Annotated in this window: 13 protein-coding genes and 1 pseudogene; 12 read left to right on the plus strand and 2 right to left on the minus strand. The window is 58.0% G+C overall.

Annotation, left to right across the window (positions count from 1 at the left end; translation table 11 throughout):
• Window positions 1-311 precede the first annotated feature (311 nt).
• The 8 genes from JJN09_RS10050 (at window position 312) to lysA (ending at window position 14,457) form a co-directional block, all read left to right on the plus strand.
• Window positions 312-3,764 (plus strand): amino acid adenylation domain-containing protein, encoded by a 3,453-nt coding sequence (locus JJN09_RS10050; RefSeq protein WP_249489982.1) that lies wholly within the window; start codon window positions 312-314, stop codon window positions 3,762-3,764.
• A 90-nt stretch (window positions 3,765-3,854) separates the two neighbouring features.
• Entirely contained in the window at window positions 3,855-8,045 is a 4,191-nt protein-coding gene (locus JJN09_RS10055; RefSeq protein WP_249489983.1) for an amino acid adenylation domain-containing protein, read from the plus strand.
• A gap of 44 nt (window positions 8,046-8,089) precedes the next feature.
• Window positions 8,090-8,458: a cupin domain-containing protein gene (locus tag JJN09_RS10060; protein ID WP_249489984.1), complete on the plus strand. Its 369-nt coding sequence runs from the start codon at window positions 8,090-8,092 to the stop codon at window positions 8,456-8,458.
• Window positions 8,459-8,564: 106 nt separating this feature from the next.
• Window positions 8,565-9,911 carry a lysine N(6)-hydroxylase/L-ornithine N(5)-oxygenase family protein gene (locus tag JJN09_RS10065; RefSeq protein ID WP_249489985.1) on the plus strand — a complete coding sequence of 449 codons (1,347 nt, stop codon included), beginning with the start codon at window positions 8,565-8,567 and terminating at the stop codon, window positions 9,909-9,911.
• A gap of 2 nt (window positions 9,912-9,913) precedes the next feature.
• The gene (locus JJN09_RS10070) at window positions 9,914-10,270 is read left to right on the plus strand and encodes a cupin domain-containing protein (protein WP_249489986.1); all 357 of its coding nucleotides are present in this window, start codon (window positions 9,914-9,916) and stop codon (window positions 10,268-10,270) included.
• Window positions 10,267-11,925 (plus strand): class I tRNA ligase family protein, encoded by a 1,659-nt coding sequence (locus tag JJN09_RS10075; RefSeq protein ID WP_249489987.1) that lies wholly within the window; start codon window positions 10,267-10,269, stop codon window positions 11,923-11,925. The genes JJN09_RS10070 and JJN09_RS10075 overlap by 4 nt, the downstream gene beginning before the upstream one ends.
• Before the next feature lie 45 nt (window positions 11,926-11,970).
• On the plus strand, window positions 11,971-13,173 hold the full coding sequence (locus JJN09_RS10080) for an MFS transporter (RefSeq protein WP_249489988.1): 1,203 nt from the start codon (window positions 11,971-11,973) through the stop codon (window positions 13,171-13,173).
• 24 nt (window positions 13,174-13,197) lie between these two features.
• Window positions 13,198-14,457 (plus strand): diaminopimelate decarboxylase, encoded by a 1,260-nt coding sequence (gene lysA, locus JJN09_RS10085; protein ID WP_249489989.1) that lies wholly within the window; start codon window positions 13,198-13,200, stop codon window positions 14,455-14,457.
• 49 nt (window positions 14,458-14,506) lie between these two features.
• Here lysA and JJN09_RS10090 read toward each other — a convergent pair whose 3' ends face one another.
• Window positions 14,507-15,772, minus strand: coding sequence for an acetyl-CoA carboxylase biotin carboxylase subunit family protein (locus JJN09_RS10090; protein ID WP_249489990.1), 1,266 nt, complete (start codon window positions 15,770-15,772; stop codon window positions 14,507-14,509).
• 439 nt (window positions 15,773-16,211) lie between these two features.
• Here JJN09_RS10090 and JJN09_RS10095 point away from each other — a divergent pair, with 439 nt between their 5' ends.
• From JJN09_RS10095 to JJN09_RS10110, 4 genes and pseudogenes are all read left to right on the plus strand, one after another.
• Window positions 16,212-17,153, plus strand: a complete 942-nt coding sequence (locus JJN09_RS10095) for a LysR family transcriptional regulator (protein WP_249489991.1) — start codon at window positions 16,212-16,214, stop codon at window positions 17,151-17,153.
• 215 nt (window positions 17,154-17,368) lie between these two features.
• Window positions 17,369-18,538, plus strand: a complete 1,170-nt coding sequence (locus tag JJN09_RS10100; RefSeq protein ID WP_249489992.1) for an aromatic ring-hydroxylating dioxygenase subunit alpha — start codon at window positions 17,369-17,371, stop codon at window positions 18,536-18,538.
• Between the two features lie 38 nt (window positions 18,539-18,576).
• Window positions 18,577-20,249 (plus strand): annotated as a pseudogene (locus tag JJN09_RS10105) (choline dehydrogenase).
• 13 nt (window positions 20,250-20,262) lie between these two features.
• On the plus strand, window positions 20,263-21,297 hold the full coding sequence (locus tag JJN09_RS10110; protein ID WP_249489993.1) for a GlxA family transcriptional regulator: 1,035 nt from the start codon (window positions 20,263-20,265) through the stop codon (window positions 21,295-21,297).
• A 1-nt stretch (window position 21,298) separates the two neighbouring features.
• On the opposite strand, the gene JJN09_RS10115 is transcribed toward JJN09_RS10110, so the two are convergent.
• On the minus strand, window positions 21,299-22,027 hold the full coding sequence (locus JJN09_RS10115) for a class II aldolase and adducin N-terminal domain-containing protein (RefSeq protein WP_249489994.1): 729 nt from the start codon (window positions 22,025-22,027) through the stop codon (window positions 21,299-21,301).
• Window positions 22,028-22,119 lie beyond the last annotated feature (92 nt).

Raw genomic sequence — 22,119 nt, forward strand, 5'->3', positions numbered from 1 at the left:
ACACCCGGAAAGTCGCTGTTTATTCTTGCCAACCCCAACAGACTGCTAGTACACAAACACTATTGTCAAGCCATATCAGAAATGAATAACCCACAGAAAACTGGATATTTTTCTTCTTCGTGATTTTCATATAGCTTGGCCGCCAATTGAAAAATATCGTTTATCTGCAGTGAAATCACCCGCAATTACTACCTGGCCTGAATCACATTGAAGACATTCGCCAATTGCGCGACTACTACAGTCTTCCTTGCTACTGGGCGCTGAAAAAAAATAACAGCATCACATGGATTTGAATAAGAGAGGCCCAGAGTATGTTCAACGAATGTTTACATGACTTTCTGACCGCACGAGTGGCGCTGGCACCTGAAGCGACAGCGGCTGTTTTCAATGACTCACTGCTGACCAATGCTCAATTGGAGCAGCGGGCCGAACAGGTTGCATGCAGCCTGCTTGGCAAGGGCATATCCCCCGGCAGCCGAATCGCGATCCAGGTTCCGCGTTCGCTGGACATGCTGGCGGGCGTCATCGGCATTCTTAAGGCCGGCTGTACCTGCGTTCCCATCGACCCGGAAGATACTGACGAGCGTCGAGCCGCCATCCTCGACCACTGTGATGCCCAGGCGCTGGTAGTCGACCAGGCGAGCGCAAACGCCGAAGGTGTCTGGAGCGGTGCCACGCTGACCCTCGATCACCTGCTCGACTCGCCGCGCACCTCTGGCGCGCAAAGCCTGCCGACGGTAAACGCCGATCACCTGGCTTTTGTGTTCTACACCTCGGGTTCTACCGGGCAACCCAAAGGCGTCATGCTGTCCCATCGCGCCTTGGTCAGCGGTCAGCGTTGGTTGCAGACGCGATTCCCGCTGAACGAGAACGACCGTCAGTTGTTGCGCACGACCTTGAGCGTCACCAACCTTGTCCGGGAAATTTTCTGGCCTCTGCTTTCGGGTTGCGTGATCGTCGTGTTGCCGCCCGGCGAGCACAGAAGCCCGTCGAAACTGGTCCAGACCATCAACCAGAGCCGTATCTCGGTATTCCTGGCAGTGCCGGCACTGTTGGCGGGCATGATCGAAGAACCGGAGCTCAAGCAGAATCGCTCGCTGCGCTATGTGTTCAGCAGCAGCGATGTGATGCCGGGCGATCTGCCTTCGAGGTTTTTCGCCTGTGATATCCCGGCCCGACTGTTCAATCTCTACGGCCTCACCGAAGCGCTGTACAGCTGCCATTGGGAATGCCTGCCGGAACAGCAATATCTCGGCTTTGTCCCGGTTGGTTTCCCGGCGGAACTGACGCCCGTCATCGTTGATGAGTCGCTGCGCAAAGTCGCCGACGCTCAACCCGGCGAGTTGCTGATTACCGGTGTCGGTATCGCAGACGGTTATTTCAAGCAGCCCGAACTCACTCGCGAGCGCTTTGTCCAGACGCCCTATGGAATGGCGTTCCGCACCGGGGATATTGCCAGACAAGACGCGGATGGCCAGATCGACCTGCTGGGACGAATCGACGATCAGTTGAAAGTCGCCGGCTATCGTGTGGAACCCGGGGAGATCGAGGTTCAACTGACCCGTTGCCCGGGGGTCAAAGAAGCGGTGGTGGTGGGTATCCGCTCGCCAAGCGGCAACACTCGTCTGTCCGCTTATCTGACCGTCGAGGCTGGCAGTGAGCCGAGCGCTGCAGAACTTCGTGCCAGTCTGGCCAGCCGCCTGCCCGACTACATGCTGCCCGCCAGATTCCTGATCGTGAATGCCATTCCCTATACCGACAACGGCAAGGTCGATCGCAAGTCGCTGCGCGATTCGAGCTCTCGGGAGCTGGAACTGTCGGAGGACAACACTCGCCCCACGACCGACACCCAGGCACGGATCGCGGCGCTGTGGGAAGAAGTGTTGGGCATGAAGAACATCGGTATTCACGACAACTTTTTCTCCCTGGGGGGAGACTCCATACAGGGTTTCCTGATCAGTGCAAAGGCACGCCAGATCGGTATAAAACTGTCGGCCACGCAAGTGTTTGAAACACCCACAGTGGCGGAAATGGCCGTGCATGTGGAGTGCCGAGGCCTGGATGAGCCGTCTGTCAGTGACCGCCCCCCGGCGGCGAACGACACCGCGTTCGTACCCGATGACGCCGTACGTAAAGTCATGGCGGCGCATGGCGCTCAATCCTGCTCTGCACTGACGGATATGCAAAAAGGGATGCTGTTCCACTCCCTGCTCGACCCCGACTCGGGCGTTTATTTCGAGCAGTTCATCTATCACCTCGAAGGCAGTGTGGTTGAGCCTTCATTGCGCAAGGCATGGGAGCAGGTGGTCCAGCGCCATGAAATCCTGCGCACGGCGGTGGTCACTGACGGCCTGCGGGAACCTCTACAATTCATTCACGAACACGCATCGCTGGACTGGACCTCGCTGGACCTTTCCGGCGTCGCTCCAGACCAGGTGCCATCGTCTATCGAGGCCTATCTGAGCGAGGACCGGCGACGCGGTTTCGCTTACGAGCGGGCACCGTTGTTCCGGCTGACATTGATCACGCTGGGCAACCACCAGTACAAGCTGGTCATGAGTTATCACCACCTGATTCTGGACGCCTGGTCGCTGTTCATTCTGCTCAGTGATTCTTTGGAGTTTTACCGAGCCGAGCTTGACGGGACACCACCTGCGCTAGCCCAGGCCAGACCGTTCAGGGATTACGTGACCGCACTGACGCAAGAAGATGTGGCTGCAGCGCAGGCGTACTGGAAAAATCGCCTCAAGGATTTCAACACCCCGACCATCATCAGCCAGGCCGAGAAGCTGAACCTCTCCGCCAGTGCTCAAGAGCTCCATGCCGAAGCCCGCCTGGACCTGACCGAGCTGGAAACCGAGCGCCTGCAAGTCTTCGGCAGACAGCATCAATTGACCCTGAACACTTTGGTGCAGGGCGCATGGGCGCTGGTGCTGGCCAAGCACAGTCAGCAGCGCGATATCTGCTTCGGCATCACCATCACTCATCGTCCGGTGGATCTGGCCGGCGTGCAGGATATGGTGGGCATTTTCATCAACAGCTTGCCGATGCGGCTCAACATCACGCCACAAGCCACGCTGGATCAATGGCTTCAAGAGGTGCAAAGCGTCCAGGTCGGAGCCCGTGCTTATGAGCACTACCCATTGCCACTGGTCCAGGCCGGGGCCGAGGTGGCCAGCGATCAACCCCTCTTCGAAACCCTGCTGATTTTCGAAAACTTCCCGCGCACGTCCGATTGGCGTGCAAAAAAAGGCATCAAGATCCGCCAGGAACGTTACGTCGGCTGGACCAACTATCCCTTTGCAATCGAGGCGATGCCCGAAGAAACACTGTACTTCCAGGTCAAGTACGACAAGGGTTTCTTCAGTCCGGCCAAGGTCAGTGAAGTGCTGGAGGATTTCCGTTCGATCCTCAATACCATCGGCATGGGCACCCTCAAAACCCTGGGCGAACTGGTTGGCCAACTGAACCGGACCGTAGCCGCCGAAAACCCTGGCCATGGCACCTACACCCGTGGTCACGCATCGCTGCCGGTCCAGCCCACCGGCGCCAGCGGTCAAGCGCAAGAGCGACTGGCCGGCATCTGGCAGCAAGCCCTGGAGCTGGATCAAATCGATGTGTTCACACCGTTCCTGGCCTTGGGTGGCAACTCGCTGCTGGCGTTGCAAGTGTATGCGCGGTCGCGAATGGAAGGGTTCGACTTCGAGCTCAAGGATCTGCTGAGCGACAACGGAACGATCGAGCATCTGGCTTCATTTTTCTAAAAAGCCGAAAGGCCCGGACGCCCCTCATGGAGGGCCGACCGGGCGCTTGATGCAACGGTGAGTGCGCAATAACAGGGAAGTCCAAGAAACATGTCGCTGAACCCGAATCTTCAGATTGATTTGCCTGATAACGCTCAAGCGAAATCGATAGAGGACTTGCTATGGTCCTTGGCCGAAAACGGCATCGCGGTCAATAAACGGCGAGGTGCCCTGACACTCGACATCCCCTCCCCTTGCCCGTCTGAAACATTGATCGCCCAGGTCAACAGCGTCGCGACCCAAGCGCTGGCGTGCATCCATCGCAATCCGGGCGTTCTGGTCGTCGATACGGAAGAACAACCCGACAACGTGATTTTTCCCATGACGGATTTGCAGACGGCCTATCTTGTCGGCGAATCGGAACTTGATACGTTGAGTACCGCCGCGTTTGTCACCCAAGGTTATAAAGTCACGGGACTGGATCTCGAGAGACTGACACGGACCGTCAACACACTGTTGGCCACGCACCCCATGCTGAGGGTCAGGGCCTCTCTCGAATGGGGTGGCCAATCGATCAATCAGACGCCGGCTCCCTGGCGTCCGATCCATGAGCGTTTCTCTGACCCGGCCGAGGCTCTCGAAAGGTACAAGGCCCTGCTCGACTCACCACAGACATTGCTTCCCGACCTCTCACAAGGTCCGCAACTGGGGTGCGTCGTGATCGACAACGGCAGCTTCCACTACTTGATCCTCAGTACACGCCTGTTCGTACTCGATGCGCGGTCTATCACCCTGGTCTACCGTGACTTTACGAGGTTCTATCAAGCAGACAACGGCGTGCAGGCGCAAGCACACAGCCTGTATCCGTCATTTATCAAAGCACTGTCGCATTATCGGCACAGCCAGCAGTATCGAAACGCGATCGCCTACTGGACACGAAGACTGGGAGAACTTCCCGGTGGGCCGCAGTTGCCTGCGAGTCGCGACGCTCACCCGTCGCAGCCCCATCGCTCCTCGTTCAAGCGGATCACCCACCGGCTCGCACCTGAGTCATGGCAGAAGCTTCAGGCCTACGCTCGGCAATACAATCTGACGACCAATGCCGTGCTTTGCTCGCTCTACGGACAAGTCCTGAAAAAGTGGTCCGAGTGTGAGCATTTCTGTCTGACTGTCCTGGTCAGCGCTCGACCGCAAATCATCTGCGACGCGCCCATCCAGGAACAATTGGGCAATTTCGGCTCGACCTTGTTGCTGGAAATGAAACCGCAAGGCGACACCTTCCTGGCGTGCGCGAAAACGGTACACGCACAACTTGTGTGCGACCTTCAGCACAGCATGGTGTCTGCTACCCAGGTGGCCCATCGCATGCGCAAGTCCGACAGCGATGCGGGTCTGAGCAACATTCCTTATGTCTTCGCTTCAGGACTCGATACCCGGGGACAGGACAGCACTCCCCAACGCATTGACCTCCCGGGTTGGGAACTGGACAGCAAGTCGATGCATACCCCGCAGGTCATTCTCGACCATCAGGTATTCGAAGATGCGGGCCACCTGGTCACACAGTTCGATTACGTAGCGGCGGCTTTCCCTGAGCATCTGATCGAAGAGCTGGTAATCACTCACCAGCACATGCTCGAGCACCTGGCCGGATGCGCAGAACACTGGCTCACCCCCTGGGAAATACCGCTGGACACAGCGCTTGTCCTGGGTCGGCAAAGCGCCAACGACACCACCGTTGCCTGGAGTGAAGACGGTCTGTTTGACCAGGCCAATCAGCACATCAAATCGTTGCCCGACCAGTGTGCAATCGCCAGCGGCGAGACACAGATGACCTATGGCGAGCTGGGGGCCCGGGTGAATGTACTTGCGACGACCATCACAGACGCTGACAAAAGCGGCCAGGTGTCCGAAGTCGTCGGCATCCTTGCGGGCAAGTCGCCGGCGCAATACACAGCGGCGCTGGCCGTTATCCAGGCGGGCAAGGCGTATCTGCCGCTGCACATCGACTGGCCGATCCAGCGCATCAAGGCAGTCCTGGAGAAGAGCCGGGTCAACACCTTGATACTTGATGCCAGGGGCGTGGCAAAACTGGCGGGCGAATCCGGCGAACTCAAGCTGATCGCCATCGAACCCGACAGCTTTGCACTGGCCACGAGTACCTTGCGCCAGCCGGGCGTTCAAGAGCTCGCCTATGTCATCTATACGTCGGGTTCCACCGGTTCGCCCAAAGGTGTCGCGATCAGACACGGCGCGGTGCAAAACACGATTTTCTCCATGATTCGCCGATTCGGACTGTCGAGCAGCGACCGCATCCTTTCATTGTCCGAACTGAACTTCGACCTGTCGGTGTTTGACTTGCTGGGCGGGATTGCCACAGGCGCGACGATTGTCCTGCCACCAGCCAACGCCCCGCGCGACCCACTGACGTGGAGTGAGTGCCTGACCCGATCCAGGGTCACCGTGTGGAACACCGTCCCGGCGCTTCTGGAAATGTTGCTTGATCACCTTGGCGATCAGGCAGGCCAGGTCATGGCGTCCTTGCGACTCGTCCTGTTGAGCGGCGACTGGATACCTCTGTCACTGCCCCGGCGTCTGAAAGAGTGCTGCCCCCACGCGCGCCTGATAGCACTGGGCGGCGCGACCGAAGCGTCGATCTGGTCCAACTATTACGAAGTCGGTGAGGTCCGTCGCGACTGGAGAAGCATTCCGTATGGCTACCCGCTGGACAACCAGACCTTTGATGTTCTGAGCCGTGACCTGCAGCACCAGCCCAACTGGGTGCCAGGCGAGCTGTACATCGGTGGCGCAGGTGTCGCTGCCGGCTACCATCACGACCCGCAATTGACAGCACAAAGTTTCATTGTCCAGCCTGACGGATCCCGTCTGTACCGAACGGGGGATTACGGTTGTTATTGGCCAGATGGAACCCTGGAGTTTCTCGGACGCCGGGACAGCCAGACCAAAGTGCGGGGCTATCGTGTCGATCTGTCGGAGGTTGAGAAATACCTGACGCAGGCAAAGGGCGTCACAGCAGCCGCCTGCCTGCTCATAGGCGAAAATGCCGGCAAACGCCTGGCAGCTGCCATCGTCATCGATCCGGACACGTTTGAGGGCATGGACGCGCTGCGCTCATCACTCAGCGACCACCTTGCGCTTTACAGTCTTCCCGAACAGATTCGCTGTATCGATGCCATGCCCCTGACGGCCAATCAGAAGCGTGACACGGCCGCACTGGCGGCGCTCCTTCTGCCCGCCTGCAACGGGCTTGCCGAGGATGAAGGCGCTCACAGCGAAATCGAACGTGAACTGGTCCGACTGTGGAACGAAGCGGGTTCCATCAGCGTTTCTGCGCTGGACATGGATTTCTTCGCCGCCGGAGGCACCTCGATATCCGCGATCAGGTTGATTCGCCAGATCAATGACCGATACGACGTCAATCTGTCACTGGCCAACTTCTTTGAATACGCAACGATCGCCAGACAAGCCAGCCTGATTGGCAGCCTGAAAGCGCGAGCGACCGTTTCCAGCTCTTTTGTCCGGCTCAGAAAAGGTGAGGAGCACGCAACGCCCCTGGTGCTGATCCATCCGGTGGGCGGTCACCTGATTTCATATCAACCGCTGATCAATGCGCTCTCGACGAAGTTCGACATTTATGGCCTCCAGTGTGCTGCCGTCGAACAGATACCAGACACCCTGGAAGCGCTTGCGCGTCACTATCTCGATCTGCTTTCAGCAGAAATCGATATTCAACGCACCTGTCTCGTTGGTTGGTCCATGGGCGGCATCATCGCCACGGAAATGGCCAGACAATTGGCACGTCTGGGGCATTCACCGCGCAAGTTGTTTGTCATCGACAGTTACGTCGCCGACAACCGGCAGGCCGACGGTTACCTGCAACATGATTCGATCAATGGCTTTTTCAATGACTATTTGCAGGGAGCGACAAGCGGCGAAAACCCGGTTTTTCCTTCGGACAATTTCGATTCCGCTTATCACCGGCTGGCAGCTGACTATCCAGAACTGGGAAAGGTCGGACATCGCGAACTTTTCAACTTGTACCGCATTTATGAAGCGCTGTATCAGCGGCTGCTGGCCTATGTCCCACCTGCAGCGATGGCGATCGATTGCCAGCTGTTTCGTGCCGCCAACGCCCATTCGCAGCGTTTTTCTCATCTGGCGCCCTACTGTCCGAGTCTTGAACCGACAAACCGAAACAACCCTGAAACCGTGATTTTGAGCGGCGATCACTACTCACTGATGAATGCAGTCAATGTTCATCAGGTTGTGCAATTCATCGAATAAAACCAACGCCCTCGTTGAAACAATCCGTCAAAAAGGAAATTGAAATGTCGCAGCCAAAAATCGATGACATCGTGATACTCGGCCAATCCGAAGCCGAAGTCTTCAACGTGAAAAAAGGACCCGACCGCCTGATTTCGGGCGATCCAGACATCGTCAACAGCGTCTACTTCCGCAGCCAGGACAAGCGCTTCACCTCTGGTATTTGGGAAAGCACGCCGGGCAAATTCGTCTGCATCTACGAAGAAGACGAGTTCTATTTCATGCTCAGCGGAAAAGTGGTCATTACCGATCATGTGGGCAACAGCAAAACCTTCGTACCTGGTGACAGCATTGTCGTGCCTGCCGGTTTCACGGGGGAATGGGAAGTTCTGGAACCCACCAAAAAGTTCTTTGCGCACTATCTCCCCGCCTGATCGAGAGAGAACGAAGAACGGTGTTACGGATCGAGCAGATGAGCTTCGCTCACCCGTATTGACCGTTTCTACCCGCGGTTTTGTCCACGAAATTTCCTGAGGCCTGATGATGCGTTGCATTCCCCCCAGCAGTGACACCTACGATATTTTAGGCATTGGTTTTGGTCCCTCCAACCTGGCTTTGGCCGTCGCGGTTTCCTCGGCGGGTTACAACGGGGCAGTCGGTTTCATCGAGGACAAGACCGCTTTTTCCTGGCACGGCGACATGATGCTTCCCGGTGCCAAAATGCAGGTCATGTTTTTAAAGGACCTGATCACGCAAAAGGACCCGACCAGTCCTTTCACGTTCATCAACTATCTCCACGAACAGGAGAGGCTCAACAGCTTCATCAACTTGCGTGCGCTGTACCCCTCACGCAACGACTACCAAGGCTATTTCGCATGGGCTGCGGACAAGTTTTCTCACTGTGTCCAATATGCCTGCTCAGCGTCGATGATTGCGCCAATCGAAAACGAAACAGGCGAAGTGGAAGGGTTTGAGGTTCATTGCCATGACCTGCACAGCGGTGAACGCACGATCAAACGCGCACGAAACATCGTGATGGCAACCGGAGGCAGCCCTGCCCTGCCCTGTGGCATTTCCCAACAGGACTTGAGCGCCAGGCTGTTCCATAGCTCTCAGTACCTCTCGCGCCTGGAGGCACTCAAGGCCACCGAGACAAACCCTGCATTGCGGGTGTTGATTGTGGGCGGAGGACAAAGCGCAGCGGAGATTTTCCAGCACGTGCTGCATGAGTTTCCACACGCCCGGGTGGATCTGGCCGTGCGAAACCACTCGTTGATGCCGGCCAACAGCAGCGCCTTCAGCAATGAAATTTTCGACCCGGCGAGCGTCGACGCCTTTTACGAGTCGTCCTCGACCATCAAAGAGCACACCCTGCGCCACCTTCGCCATACAAACTATGCGGCCGTAGACGAAGACCTGATCCAGGCGTTGTATGGGCAGTTGTACGAAGAAAGACTCGCGGGGCGTGACCGCGCCCGAATTCTCAATTATCACTCCCTGACCCACGTCGCGAAGGACGATCCGTTCCTTGACGTGACCCTGCGGGACGAGCGAACGCAAGCCACGACCGTCAATCGCTATGACACTGTCATCCTCGCCACGGGCTACAACCAGAAACACGCTCACCGGCTGCTGAGCGGCGTGGACCACTTGCTGCTGCGCCATCCGGATGGCTCGTTGAAAGTGGCCAGGGATTATTCGCTTGAAACCCGACCCGCGGTCTCTGCGCGCTTGTTTGTGCAGGGGCCGACGGAGCACAGCCATGGCCTGACCAGCAGCCTGATATCGATTCTGCCGTTCCGGGCTCACGACATCCTGAGCGCTGCCAGTAAAGCCCCGGCCACCCTCCCCCGCGATAAAACCGTTCTCGCCATGGAATGCATCTGAACATGACTTCTTACTCCATTACCCGTAAAGCCGACGCGCCTTCCAGCCAGGAATACGGCTGCCGCTTTACCCGTTACCTGCCGTGGGGCAATCCGCAGCCCTCGGACAACGGGGCAGCCGTCTCGGTGATAGCTCCCGGGGAGCAATCACTCGCACACGAGCACGATGAACATGAGTTTTTCTATGTGTGCAGCGGCGCCGGTCTGTTCTGGGCGCAGGACCGATCGGAAATGATTCAGGCCGGCGATGCGATCTGGGTGCAGCCCGGGACCCGGCATCATTTCGAAAACACGTCGAGCGCTGCAACACTGGAAGTTTTCAGCGTCTGGAGCACCGAAAGCAAAGGAGCAGAAGCATGAACAGCACCATTTCGAATAAAAAATACCTGGTCACCGCAACGCCGCCTACGACCAACGGCGATCTGCATGTGGGTCACTTGTCGGGCCCCTATCTTGCCGCCGATGTCTTTGCCCGCGCACAGAAACTCCAGGGGCATGAAGTGCTTTACCTGAGCGGTGGTGATGATCATCAAACCTATGTCGTCACGCGGGCCGAGAAACTCGGCGTGACGCCTCATTCCCTGGCAGCGCGGTGCAACGAAGAGATTCGCTCCACGCTGCAGGCCGGTGACATTGACATCGACTCTTTCAATGCGCCCGACGCCCCCTATGTCGAGGCGGTCCAGACGTTTTTCTCGGCGCTGGATCAGCGCGCAATCCTACGTGACAAGGTCGTGGTCTTCCCTTACAGCAAAAAACAGGAACGCTACCTGTTCGAAGCCTACGTGAGCGGCATCTGCCCGGAATGCTACAGCGGCACCGCCGGCGCCATCTGTGAAACCTGCGGGCATCCCAATGACGCCAATACACTGATGTTTCCTTCGTTCGGCAGCGCGATGAACGACGAGGATATCGAGTACCGCACGCTGACGATCAAGGTACTGCCGCTGGAAGATTACCGCGCCGATATCCTCGCGTTTTATCAGCAACACAACACTATCATGCGGCCTCATTTGCGTGCGTTCATCGATGAAATGATGTCCAGGCCACTGGAAGATTTTCCCGTCACCTACCCGAGCCATTGGGGGATTCGCGCTCCGTTTCCTGGCTGCGAGGATCAGGTGTTGAATGTCTGGGCCGAGATGTTGCCAGGGCTGATTCACATGACGAACAGCACCTCGCCCGACTCGCCGTGGTGCCCGGACAGCGGATACCAACTGGTCCAGTTCATGGGCTTTGACAACAGCTACTATTTTTCCCTGGTTCACCTCGCCATGCAGTTGGCACAGGGTGATCTGGTCACGCCAACCGCCATTATCACCAATGAGTTCTTCCATCTGGAGAACCAGAAGTTTTCCACCAGTCGCGGCCATTTGATCTGGGCCGCCGACTTGCTGAAGGACTATGGCGCCGACAACGTCAGATTCTTCCTGGCACTCGCCAATCCGGAAACCCAGACGGCCAACTTCAGCGAAAAAGAGTTCATCGAGGCCGTCCAGCAAAAACTGCACACGCCTCTGGATCGGATTGCAGACGCCATCGCCCGGCAGTCGCCCGGCGAAATGGACGTCAGTGAACTGCACGTTCACTTCCTGCGTTATGCCGAGCGTATGACGCGCCTTTACTCACTGGAAACGTTCTGCCTGCGACAAGCGGCCGAAACCACGGCGCAGCTCTTGCGTTTGTTATCGGAAAAAGCACAGCAGGCCCCGGTTGATAATCGTCAACTGGCGTTTGCCAGCCTTGGCCTCTGCTACATCTCGCACTATGCCGCCCCGCTGATGCCCGCGTTCTGTGAACGTCTCAAGCAGGCGCTGCAGGTTCGCACGAGCACGGCCGGGCAAGCTTTCCCGCAAGCGATCCAGCGCCTGACCATTGAAAAACTGAACCCGGCGGTACTTCTGGCGCCCCTCAAGAAACAGGAAAACGGCTGTCAGACACTCCCGGCCCATGGGGCAGACAAGCCCGCCACCCCATTGCGAAGCGCGAAAGCCATCGACCTCATCCCCGGCTGAAATAACAGGGCGCACCTTGTCAACGACACTCAGGAACACCCACGCATGAAAATCCAGGCTCTGGTTCGCATTTCGCCGTTCAAACGCATGTGGTCGGCGATGTTTCTCAGCATGCTTTGCAGCTTTGCCATCATGATCGCGGTGTCGATTCACCTCTTTCACGGTTTCCACTCCACGCTGCTGGCGTCCGGTATCTATGCCGTCCAGTTTGGTCTGCCGGTCCTGTTCGTGGGACTGGCCGGCTGGCTGTGCCAGCGAGTCACACCGGTGCGGTTGCTGATCACCGTCGAGGTGCTCAGTTTCATCGCCTTCGCGACGCTGGCGACCTGGATCGAAACGCTGCTGCCAATCATTGTGCTCACCGTTTTCCTCAGGGGCTTCGCGGAGATCATCATCAAGAGCACACGAGCCAAACTGGTCAAGCATCTGTTCAGCCCGGCAATCCTGACCGATGCCAACACCTGGATGATGACTTCCTATTATCTGGGCTCGGCATTGGGAGGCGCGCTCGGTGCCTGGTTGTATGACCGTTATGGTGTCCAGGCGACGATCTACTTGTGCGCCCCCCTGAGTCTCGTTGCCGCCACACTCTATCGTGGCTTGCCGGCCGTCGAGACAGCCCAGGGGGCTCAGGAGAACGCAACACGGGTTTTCAGCTCATGCCTGCAACTGCTCGCGCGTCAGCCGCAACTGGTCAGACCCTTGACCGTGTTGACCCTGAGTGTGGTTGTCTTTCAGGGCGCTCACCTGATCGCACGCAGCTGGATTCCCATGACTCATCTGCAACTGAGTCAGTCCGGTGTGGGCGTGTTCCATTGCGTGAGTGTCTTCGGCATCTTTCTGGGTGCCCTGTTCGTCACCACCGCCTGGTTCAAAAACAATGAGGCGTCCCTTTCGAATGACCAGACATTTACGCTGGGGCTTGCAGCGATGGCGGTTCCCTTCCTGATAACCTCTGCCTTTTTCGTCATACCCGCCTACTTTGTCTTCATGTTCATCTTCGAAGTTGCTTTCATGCGTGCCTACAATGAGCTGCTCATGGAAACACCGGCAGAAGACATCAGCGTTGTGATGGTGACGTTCCATTCACTGGCGCCACTGGGCATGGCCCTCGTCGCCGTAACAGGCGGATATGCTATCGATCATGTCGGTGCCCTCCCGGTCATCGCGGGCCTCGTAATCTTTGCTTTCTTCATCTTATGTTCAGCACGCTGGCTTTCAACCCGACCGGTCAACGCGGTCCAGTAATCGCAAACGCACTCAAGGATTCTCATGACACAAGATCTGTTCGACTCCATCACCCGGGTGAGCCGCTCGGTTGGCACCCCGTTCTGGTTGTACGACGCGAAAATCTTTCGCCGGCAAATCCGGCGACTGGAGTCCTTTGACGTCATCCGTTATGCGCAAAAGGCTTGCTCCAATATCCATATCCTCTCGTTGATGCGCGAAGAAGGCGTGTTGGTCGATTCCGTATCGCTGGGCGAAGTCGAGCGGGCCATCAGTGCGGGTTATCCGACTCAAGGCCCTCACTCACCCATCGTGTTCACCGCTGACTTGATTGACCGGACCACCCTCCCTCGACTGGCCGAACTGAAAATACCGGTCAACGCAGGCTCTCCACAGATGCTTGAACAACTGGGCAGCGTCAGCCCTGGGCATGAGGTGTGGTTACGGGTCAACCCGGGCTTCGGCCATGGCCATACGCGCAAGACGAATACCGGCGGGGAACACAGCAAACACGGGATCTGGTACACCGAGATCGGTAACAGCGTGGAGTTGATCCGCCGCCATGGCCTGAAACTGGTGGGTCTGCACATGCACATTGGATCGGGCGCCGATTACGAGCACCTGGCACAGGTCTGCGATGCCATGGTCAACCAGGTCAAGCAACTGGGGGTTGATATCAGCGCCATCTCGGCTGGCGGTGGCCTGTCGGTTCCCTACGCGGACGGCGAGGAGGAAATCAACACCGAACATTATTACGAGCTCTGGGATTCGGCACGTCGTGAAATCGAACAGTTCCTTGGCCATCCCGTCAGCCTGGAAATCGAACCGGGTCGCTATCTCGCAGCGCAAGCCGGCATCCTGGTCGCAGAAGTGCGAGCTTATAAACAAATGGGCAGCAATGCCTTCGTCCTCGTCGACGCTGGCTTCAACGATCTGATGCGACCCGCCATGTACGGCTCGGCACATCGCGTGAGCGTCATGACCTCGACCGGGCAAATCAAGCGCGAGGGCCTGCGGCCGACCGTAATTGCCGGCCCCCTCTGTGAGTCGGGCGACGTTTTCACCCAAAAAGAAGGTGGAGAAGTCATCACCCAAATGCTGCCGGAGGTCGAAGTCGGCGACCTGTTGATCTTTCACGACTGCGGAGCTTATGGCGCAAGCATGTCGTCCAACTACAATACGCGTCCATTGATCCCGGAAGTCTTGAAAGATGGCGATGAACTGAAAGTCATCAGAAAGCGCCAGACGTTCAATGACCTTCTGCACCTGGAACTTGACGCGGGCCAGTCACTGCCGACGGGCTGACAGATGAGGCGACCCATATTCCGGTGAATATGGGTCATCCGCAAAACAGTCAGTTCGCCAGTTCGATCCCCGTCGCAGCCGTTATCTGGCTTATTGTCGCCTTGGCTTGCTCGAGCGCCGTTGAATAATGTTCAGCGACGATATGGATATACCCGAGTGAAGAGTCATTACCCGTCATCGGCAAAATCACTTGCCCCTCCTGAATCGCGATCGAGTGCTCCTTGACCCACGGGAAGTGTTCTTGCATGTAACCTGCGTCGACCGTAGCCCGTGAGACGGTTTGTTGCATCGGCGCCAGGCGCCGGGACGTCGAAAACAATCGGGTCTTCGCCTGAGCCTCTACAATCTTGCCCAGATAGGTGTCCAGCAAAATATCAAAGGCGCTTAAGGACGTGGATTTCTGGAACAGTGTCGACAATGCGCCACCCATGAATCGGGGATTCACTTCTACGAGATCGACGCGACCGTTATTGACAATCACTTCAATATGAAAGACTCCGACATCAAGCTTCAGGCAGTCGACGACTTTCTCACAGTATTCAAATACCGCAGGCTCATCGGCGTAGTGTCCACGCGGAGCCATGGTCGACTCTATTTCCAGCAGTTCATTGTGTTTTGCCCGGTCACGCCTGGTGAGCATCAACGGATAGAAACCGTGCTCGTTTCTCGCCACCTCGGCTGAATACATTTGCCCACTGATGTATTCCTCGACGGTATATTCATCGGATATGAAGCCACGGAACGCGCTGTCTATATCGTTACGCGTCGACTCATACTCGGTCATGAACTGCTGCAGATCCTGCGGCGTTTCGAGGTGCGCCGTCAGGTATTTGGCAAACCCGGAGACGGGCTTGACGATGCACGGATAACCGATGACATCCACCGCTGACGGCAGTTGTTCAAGCGTGCGGCAAGTTCGATGAGCACAACGAGTCAGCCCTTCTGCCTTCAGCAGTTCACGCGCCCGGGCCTTGTTCTTGGCGTTGGCCACACCTTCATGGGAAGTACCTTTGAGGTTCGCCCCCCGTGCCGCCGCCGCGACCAGTTCAACGATATCGTCAAGAGGCGTAAAGACGGCCGAAACAGGATACTTGTGGCTGATCGTCTTCATGAGGCTTTCAAGCGTTTCAACATCGAGAGAGGACTCGACATCGTAGGTCGCTACCGTGTTTTCGGTGAAGAACTCATTCGTCAAAGACGTGTGATTACGGGTCAATTCGGAGCGTATGAAAATAACGCCAAGATGTCTCTTGTTAGCAGCCGTGATGATTGCAGAAGTGACATCCGTGCAGTCAACCATCAATACATAGTCCATCTTGATCTCCCTGAAGTTTATTTGAACAGCACAAGTAAAATCGAAAAAAACGACATCAGCCTCCTTGAAAACGTCATTACCATTATTGAACACTCATTCAAAAACAATCTGGCAGGCGGGCTGTAAAGTGCGACCGATCATAGCAATCGGCAGCAGTCGCGTCAGCCTCCCGATACGTCCTGAATCGCCTTTCCGGTGCGGACCGATAACCTTTTCCGCCCGCCCATATCAGAAATGGATCCATTATTTCAAAAGTGGCATGGACGTGTGTATGATCGCGCCGTGACCCAAGGTCTGCGCCGGCAGGTACGACGTAAGTCATCCCCCCATGGATCGAGGGCTCGCGGCTTCGAAAGTACAACCAGAAAAGAATAAGAACTTATTAAAAATGACAATAATAAAACTTTAAACGTGCTGCCAGATTATCAAAGGAATGACGATGAAAATATCGATAAGGCACGTCGAGATTTTTAAGGCCGTCATGGCATCCGGGAGTATCACCGGAGCCGCTGATGCTTTAGGAACATCTCAACCAACTGTCAGCCGTGAGCTGTCAAGTTTCGAACGTTCAATGGGCATGCAACTATTCGAGAGAACCAAGGGCCGGCTTAAAGCGACTCGACAGGGAGTAGCCCTGCACAATGAAATACTTAAAACCTACGATGGTTTATCAAAAATCGGCCTGGCTGCCGCAGAGATAAAACAGGGGTTATATGAAAAGATCACCGTTGTCAGTCTGCCGATCCTGTCGCAAACACTGTTGCCGGATTCGATTTCAAAGTTCTTGCAACATTACCCTGAACTGAACATCAGTCTGACCACACATGACTCTCCCTTGCTGGAAGAAAGCCTGTCTCTGCAGTCTCATGACTTGGGCTTGATCGAGGGTTCCAGAGCCCCCATGGGGACCACTGCAGAGCCCCTGCTCAGGGTAGATGAAGTGTGCATCCTGCCGCCCCATCACCCGCTCTGCCACCAAACAGTCATCGATCCCGCCGCTCTGGCAAACCACACTTTTGTCCACCTCGCACCCAACGATCCGTACCGGCATCAACTGGATGATCTGTTCAATACGAGGGGCATCAATCGCCGGCAAATCATTGAAGTCGACAACTCGGCAACGATTTGTCAGATGGTTCTTCGCGGGGTCGGCGTTTCGATCATCAATCCTCTCGCGGCGAACGTTTATGCAAGCCAGGGCCTGCAGGTAAGAAGACTGGCGGCCTCCATTCCTTTTACTGTGAGCATCGTCCGCCCCATTCACCGCGGCAGTTCACACATCATCGAGTCGTTCATCGACTGTATTCGCACAACGGGTCAGGAACTGTCATTGCCGATGCAGGCCCCTCCGGCAACCACCAGCCAGTCGTTGAGAATCTGAGTCGGCGAACCCTGTAAAAAGGGGGGCCGGAAGCAATGCGCCGGCCCTGTTTGCTGCTGTATTCGCGGCACACCGGATCGTCACCTTCAAGTCGAGTTGATATTTTCATTGGCCAACTGGTCGCAATGCATCAACCGTCTCAGCACCGCCGCCCCTAGATTAGATCCCACAACAACACGCCGCCCCGAGCGGCCGCCTACCGTGGAGATCGCCTCATGCACAGTTTCCAGACCCGTAAGCAGCATAGTCCGGTCGACGCCTGGGATCAGCAGGATCCGGAGCAGGCCTTCACCCTGCCCTCGCGCTATTTCTACGACGACAGCCTGTTCCGTGCCGAGCGCGACAACATTTTCATGAAGGCCTGGCATGTCGCCGGGCATGTCAGTGAGTTCGCCGAATCGGGGCAGTTCGTGGTCACCGATCTGTTCGACCAGAGCGTGGTGGTGGCGAAGAATCGGCAGGGGCAGATCCATGGTTTTCACAACGTCTGCCAGCATCGCGGCAATCGCTTGCTCGAAGAACGTCGAGGTACCACCGGCGGTGTGGTGCGCTGCGCCTATCACTCGTGGTGCTACGAGATGGACGGCAGCCTGCGCGGTGCGCCGCGTTGCGAGCGGATGAAGAATTTCGAGCTGGCGCAGTTCAACATTCCCCAGGTGCGTACCGAAGAACTCGGCGGTTTCATCTACTTCAACCTCGACCCGAATGCGCCGTCGCTGCGAGATCTGTTCCCCGGTGCCGACGAAGAAATGCGCCGAGTGTTTCCGGACCTGACGGACATGCGCCTGATCGAGGAACAGGACGTGATCGTGCCCGCCAACTGGAAAGTGATCATGGACAACTCCATCGAGGGCTATCACTTCAAGCTGTCCGGCCCGTGCCACATCGACCTCGCGCGGCTGATCGACTTCAAGGGTTATCAGTTGATCAAACGCGACCACTGGTGGACCTACGCCGCACCGGCCAATCTGTCGGCGACCGAGGCCTATGGCGTGCCGCTGAAGAGCGAGTTGAACCCGCAGGAATGCTTTTTCAACATTGGCATGTGGCCGAACAACACCTTCTACACCTTCCCGTTTTCCGAGTTTCTCGGCTCGTTCATCATGATTCCGCTGGATGCCGAGCGCTCGCTACTGCGCTTCGGTTACTACTCCAGCAATCGCGAGACGGCTGCCGTCAGCACCGCGTGCATGAAGTGGATGAACGAAGACCTCGGCCCCGAAGACATCGCCCTGAACATCTCGGTGCAAAAAGGCCTGCGCTCGCTCGGCTACGACCAGGGCCGCTACATGATCGACGCCCAGCGCAGCAACGAAAGCGAGCATCTGGTGCATCACTTTCATCGGTTGGTGTTCAACGGTATTCACGGCCATTCCGTGGACTGATCCGCCCTTCCCTTTCATTTGCCAGAATGGAACAGACCATGGACGAAACCGGGTTTGATTACCTGATCGTGGGCGCCGGCTCGGCGGGTTGCGTGTTGGCCAATCGCTTGAGCGAAGACCCGAACGTGCGCATCCTGCTGCTGGAGGCCGGGCCCGAGGACAAGAGCTGGACGATCGACATGCCGTCCGCCGTGGGCCTTGTGGTGGGCGGGTCACGCTACAACTGGCGCTATCAGTCGGAGCCCGAGCCGTACCTCGACGGCCGCCGAATCGGTACGCCGAGAGGCCGCACGCTCGGCGGCTCATCGTCGATCAACGGCATGGTCTACATCCGTGGCCATGCCGGGGATTACGACGGCTGGGCCGAACAAGGCTGCACCGGCTGGAGCTATCGCGAAGTGCTGCCGTACTTCAAGCGAGCGCAGACTCACGCCGACGGTGGTGATGACTATCGCGGCGGCGACGGCCACTTGCACGTCACCCCCGGCGATGTCAGCACACCCTTGTGCGCGGCGTTCATCGCGGCCGGGGCCGAAGCCGGTTATGGCGTCAGCGAGGACTTGAACGGCTATCGGCAGGAAGCCTTCGGCCCGGTGGATCGCACCACGCGCAACGGTCGGCGCTGGAGCACTTCGCGCGGTTATCTGAGCGAAGCGCTGGCTCGGGGCAATGTGCGCGTGGTCACCGATGCATTGGCGCTGCGCATTCTGTTCGAGGGTCGGCGAGCCGTCGGAATTGACTATGAACAGAACGGCGAAACGTACACCGTCCGCGCCCGCCGGGAAGTGCTGCTGACCGCCGGGGCGATCAATTCGCCGCAGTTGCTGTTGCTCTCGGGCGTGGGCCCGGCGGCAGAACTGCGCGATCTCGGAATCAGCGTGATTCACGACCTGCCCGGCGTCGGTAAACGCCTCAATGATCACCCGGATGCCGTGGTGCAATTTCGCTGCAAGCAACCGGTGTCGCTGTATCGCTGGACTACCGCGCCGGGTAAATGGTGGATCGGTGCGCGCTGGTTCGTCCGCCACGATGGCCTGGCGGCGAGCAATCATTTCGAGGTCGGCGCGTTCCTGCGCTCACGGGCCGGCGTCGAACATCCGGATCTGCAGCTGACATTCATGCCGCTGGCGGTGCAACCGGGCAGCGTCGAGCTGGTGCCGACCCACGCGTTCCAGATCCACATCGATCTGATGCGTCCTACGAGCCTGGGCAGTGTGACCCTGCACAGCGCCGAACCCCGGCGACCACCAAGGATTCTGTTCAACTACCTGAAGACCGCGCAGGACCGTGCCGACATGCGCGCCGGCGCACGGCTGGTGCGCGGCTGGTGCGCGAGATCCTCGACCAGCCGGCCATGGCTCCGTTCAAGGGTGAAGAACTGGTGCCGGGCCGTTCGGTGCAGACCGACGCCGAACTCGACGCCTGGGCGCGGCAGGTCACGGAAACCGGCTACCATGCCAGCGGCACCTGCAAGATGGGACCGGCGGGCGACCCTGAAGCGGTGGTCGATCCGCAACTGCGGGTGCACGGCCTAGACGGCTTGCGGGTGGTGGACGCGTCGATCATGCCTGTGATCGTCAGCGGCAACACCAACGCACCGACGGTGATGATCGCGGAAAAAGCCAGCGACCTGATCCGCAACCTCGCGCCGTTGCCAGCCCTCGATGTACCGGTGTGGATCAACCCGCACTGGCAAACCGAACAACGATAAAGCCGAGATGGCGATGACCCGATCCGCTGAAGCTGTACCGCGCAATGAAGCACCGCTGCGAGTGGCGGTGCTGTTGCTGCCGGCGTTTTCCAATTTCGGTCTGGCGGCGGTGCTGGAACCGCTGGCCATCGCCAACTGGCTGAGCCAGCGCACGCTGTTCGAGTGGACGTTGCTGTCGTTGCAGCCGGGCCCGGTGACGGCCAGCAACGGTCTGGCGAGCATCGCCGAGGACGGCCTGAACAACGAGCATGCCTTCGACGCCTGTGTGGTGCTGGCCAGTTTCGAGGTGCATCAACACAGTCGCAACCCGGCGCTCAAGAGCTGGCTGCGCAAGCAGGCGCTGTTCGGCGCGGTATTGATCGGCGTGGAAACCGGCACCGAACTGCTGGCCGCCGCCGGTGTTCTCGACGGCTACGAAGCGGCGGTGCATTGGGACAACCTGCAGGGTTTTCGGGAGAGCTACCCCAAGGTCCGCGCCCGACCGCAGCTCTACACCCTCGAACGCCAGCGCCTGACCTGCGCCGGCGCGACCACCATTCTCGACATGCTGCTGGGCTGGATCGGCCAGCGCTTCGATACGGACCTGGCCCGAGAAATCGGCCTGCACCTGTTGATGGGCCAGATGCGCGCCCCGGCGGACAATCAGCTCGACGGTGGGCTGGGCAACAGCGGGATGTATGGCAACAAGATCCGCCGCGCCGTGCAGCTGATGGAAAAGGCTCTGGAAGAACCGCTGGACTGCGAAGCGATTGCCAGCGAGGTCGGCCTGTCGCGACGACAACTGGAGCGCCAGTTCAAGCATCAGACCGGGCTCTCGCCGCTCAAGTATTACATCACCCTGCGCCTGGCCCGGGCACACAACCTGCTGCAACAGACGCAGATGAGCGTGGCCCAGGTGGCAGCGTGTTCAGGGTTTGGCTCGCTGGAGCATTTCTCCCGCACTTACCGCGCGCGATTTGGTTGCCCGCCAAGTGAGGATCGGCGTCAGGCGTGGAGCGCGCCGGTGATGCGCCAGCCGCTGAGCAAGGCGCATTTGTCACCGGAATGAATTACTGCCGATACTGCGGCTCTTCCTCATCAAGGATGCTCATCAATGCGTTGAAATGCTTATCCGCAAACCCCGGATACTCCAGCCATTGCCGACACGTCTTGCGCGCCACTTCATCGCTGGCCACGCGCAACTCGCGCCCGGTCGCCAGTGCAGTGATGTAAACCTCGCAAGCCCGCTCGAAGTAATACAGATCATCAAACGCCTGAGCCACACTCGGCGCCGCGACCAGCAACCCATGATTGCCCATCAGCAGGATCGGCTTGTCGCCGAGCAACTTGCTCACCCGCTCCGCCTCTTCCCCGAGCCCCATGCCGTCAAAGCCGTCATCAATCGCCACCCGCTCGAAAAACCGCATGCTGTTCTGCTCGATCGGTGGCAGCCGCGAGTCCTTCAGGCAGGCCAGCGTCGTCGCGTATTTGCTGTGGGTGTGCAGGATGCACCGGGCCTGGGGCTGGTTGCGGTGCAAGGCGCTGTGCAAGGCCCACGCGGTGATGTCCGGAGCGTCCGGGCGGTCGAGACTGGTCGGATCGTCGGCGTCGAGCAGGAGCAGATCACTGGCGTGGATTCGCGAGAAATGTTTGCCGTAAGGGTTGATCAAAAGCTCGCGACCGTCCGGTGAAGTGGCCACGCTGAAATGGTTGGCGATGGACTCGTGCAGGTTCAAGCGCGCGGCCCAGCGCAGGGCGCAGGCCAGCTGGTTTCTCAGGTGTTCTACGTTGTCGTGCATGGCGCGGCCTCCCGGTTTAACCCGAGTTTAGAGCGCATGCTTTTATCGACTTGACGGGAAACGACAGCGGCTGCCGTTTTGAGAGAGGAGCA

It is taken from the genome of Pseudomonas sp. HS6 (assembly GCF_023375815.1).
Classification (GTDB): Bacteria; Pseudomonadota; Gammaproteobacteria; order Pseudomonadales; family Pseudomonadaceae; genus Aquipseudomonas.

Bases quoted from the DNA above. Each gene is read 5' to 3' on its own strand.
- JJN09_RS10050 (WP_249489982.1), top strand. From the start codon at position 312: ATGTTCAACGAATGTTTACATGACTTTCTGACCGCACGAGTGGCGCTG.
- JJN09_RS10055 (WP_249489983.1), top strand. From the start codon at position 3,855: ATGTCGCTGAACCCGAATCTTCAGATTGATTTGCCTGATAACGCTCAA.
- JJN09_RS10060 (WP_249489984.1), top strand. From the start codon at position 8,090: ATGTCGCAGCCAAAAATCGATGACATCGTGATACTCGGCCAATCCGAA.
- JJN09_RS10065 (WP_249489985.1), top strand. From the start codon at position 8,565: ATGATGCGTTGCATTCCCCCCAGCAGTGACACCTACGATATTTTAGGC.
- JJN09_RS10070 (WP_249489986.1), top strand. From the start codon at position 9,914: ATGACTTCTTACTCCATTACCCGTAAAGCCGACGCGCCTTCCAGCCAG.
- JJN09_RS10075 (WP_249489987.1), top strand. From the start codon at position 10,267: ATGAACAGCACCATTTCGAATAAAAAATACCTGGTCACCGCAACGCCG.
- JJN09_RS10080 (WP_249489988.1), top strand. From the start codon at position 11,971: ATGAAAATCCAGGCTCTGGTTCGCATTTCGCCGTTCAAACGCATGTGG.
- lysA (WP_249489989.1), top strand. From the start codon at position 13,198: ATGACACAAGATCTGTTCGACTCCATCACCCGGGTGAGCCGCTCGGTT.
- JJN09_RS10090 (WP_249489990.1), bottom strand. From the start codon at position 15,772: ATGGACTATGTATTGATGGTTGACTGCACGGATGTCACTTCTGCAATC.
- JJN09_RS10095 (WP_249489991.1), top strand. From the start codon at position 16,212: ATGAAAATATCGATAAGGCACGTCGAGATTTTTAAGGCCGTCATGGCA.
- JJN09_RS10100 (WP_249489992.1), top strand. From the start codon at position 17,369: ATGCACAGTTTCCAGACCCGTAAGCAGCATAGTCCGGTCGACGCCTGG.
- JJN09_RS10110 (WP_249489993.1), top strand. From the start codon at position 20,263: ATGACCCGATCCGCTGAAGCTGTACCGCGCAATGAAGCACCGCTGCGA.
- JJN09_RS10115 (WP_249489994.1), bottom strand. From the start codon at position 22,027: ATGCACGACAACGTAGAACACCTGAGAAACCAGCTGGCCTGCGCCCTG.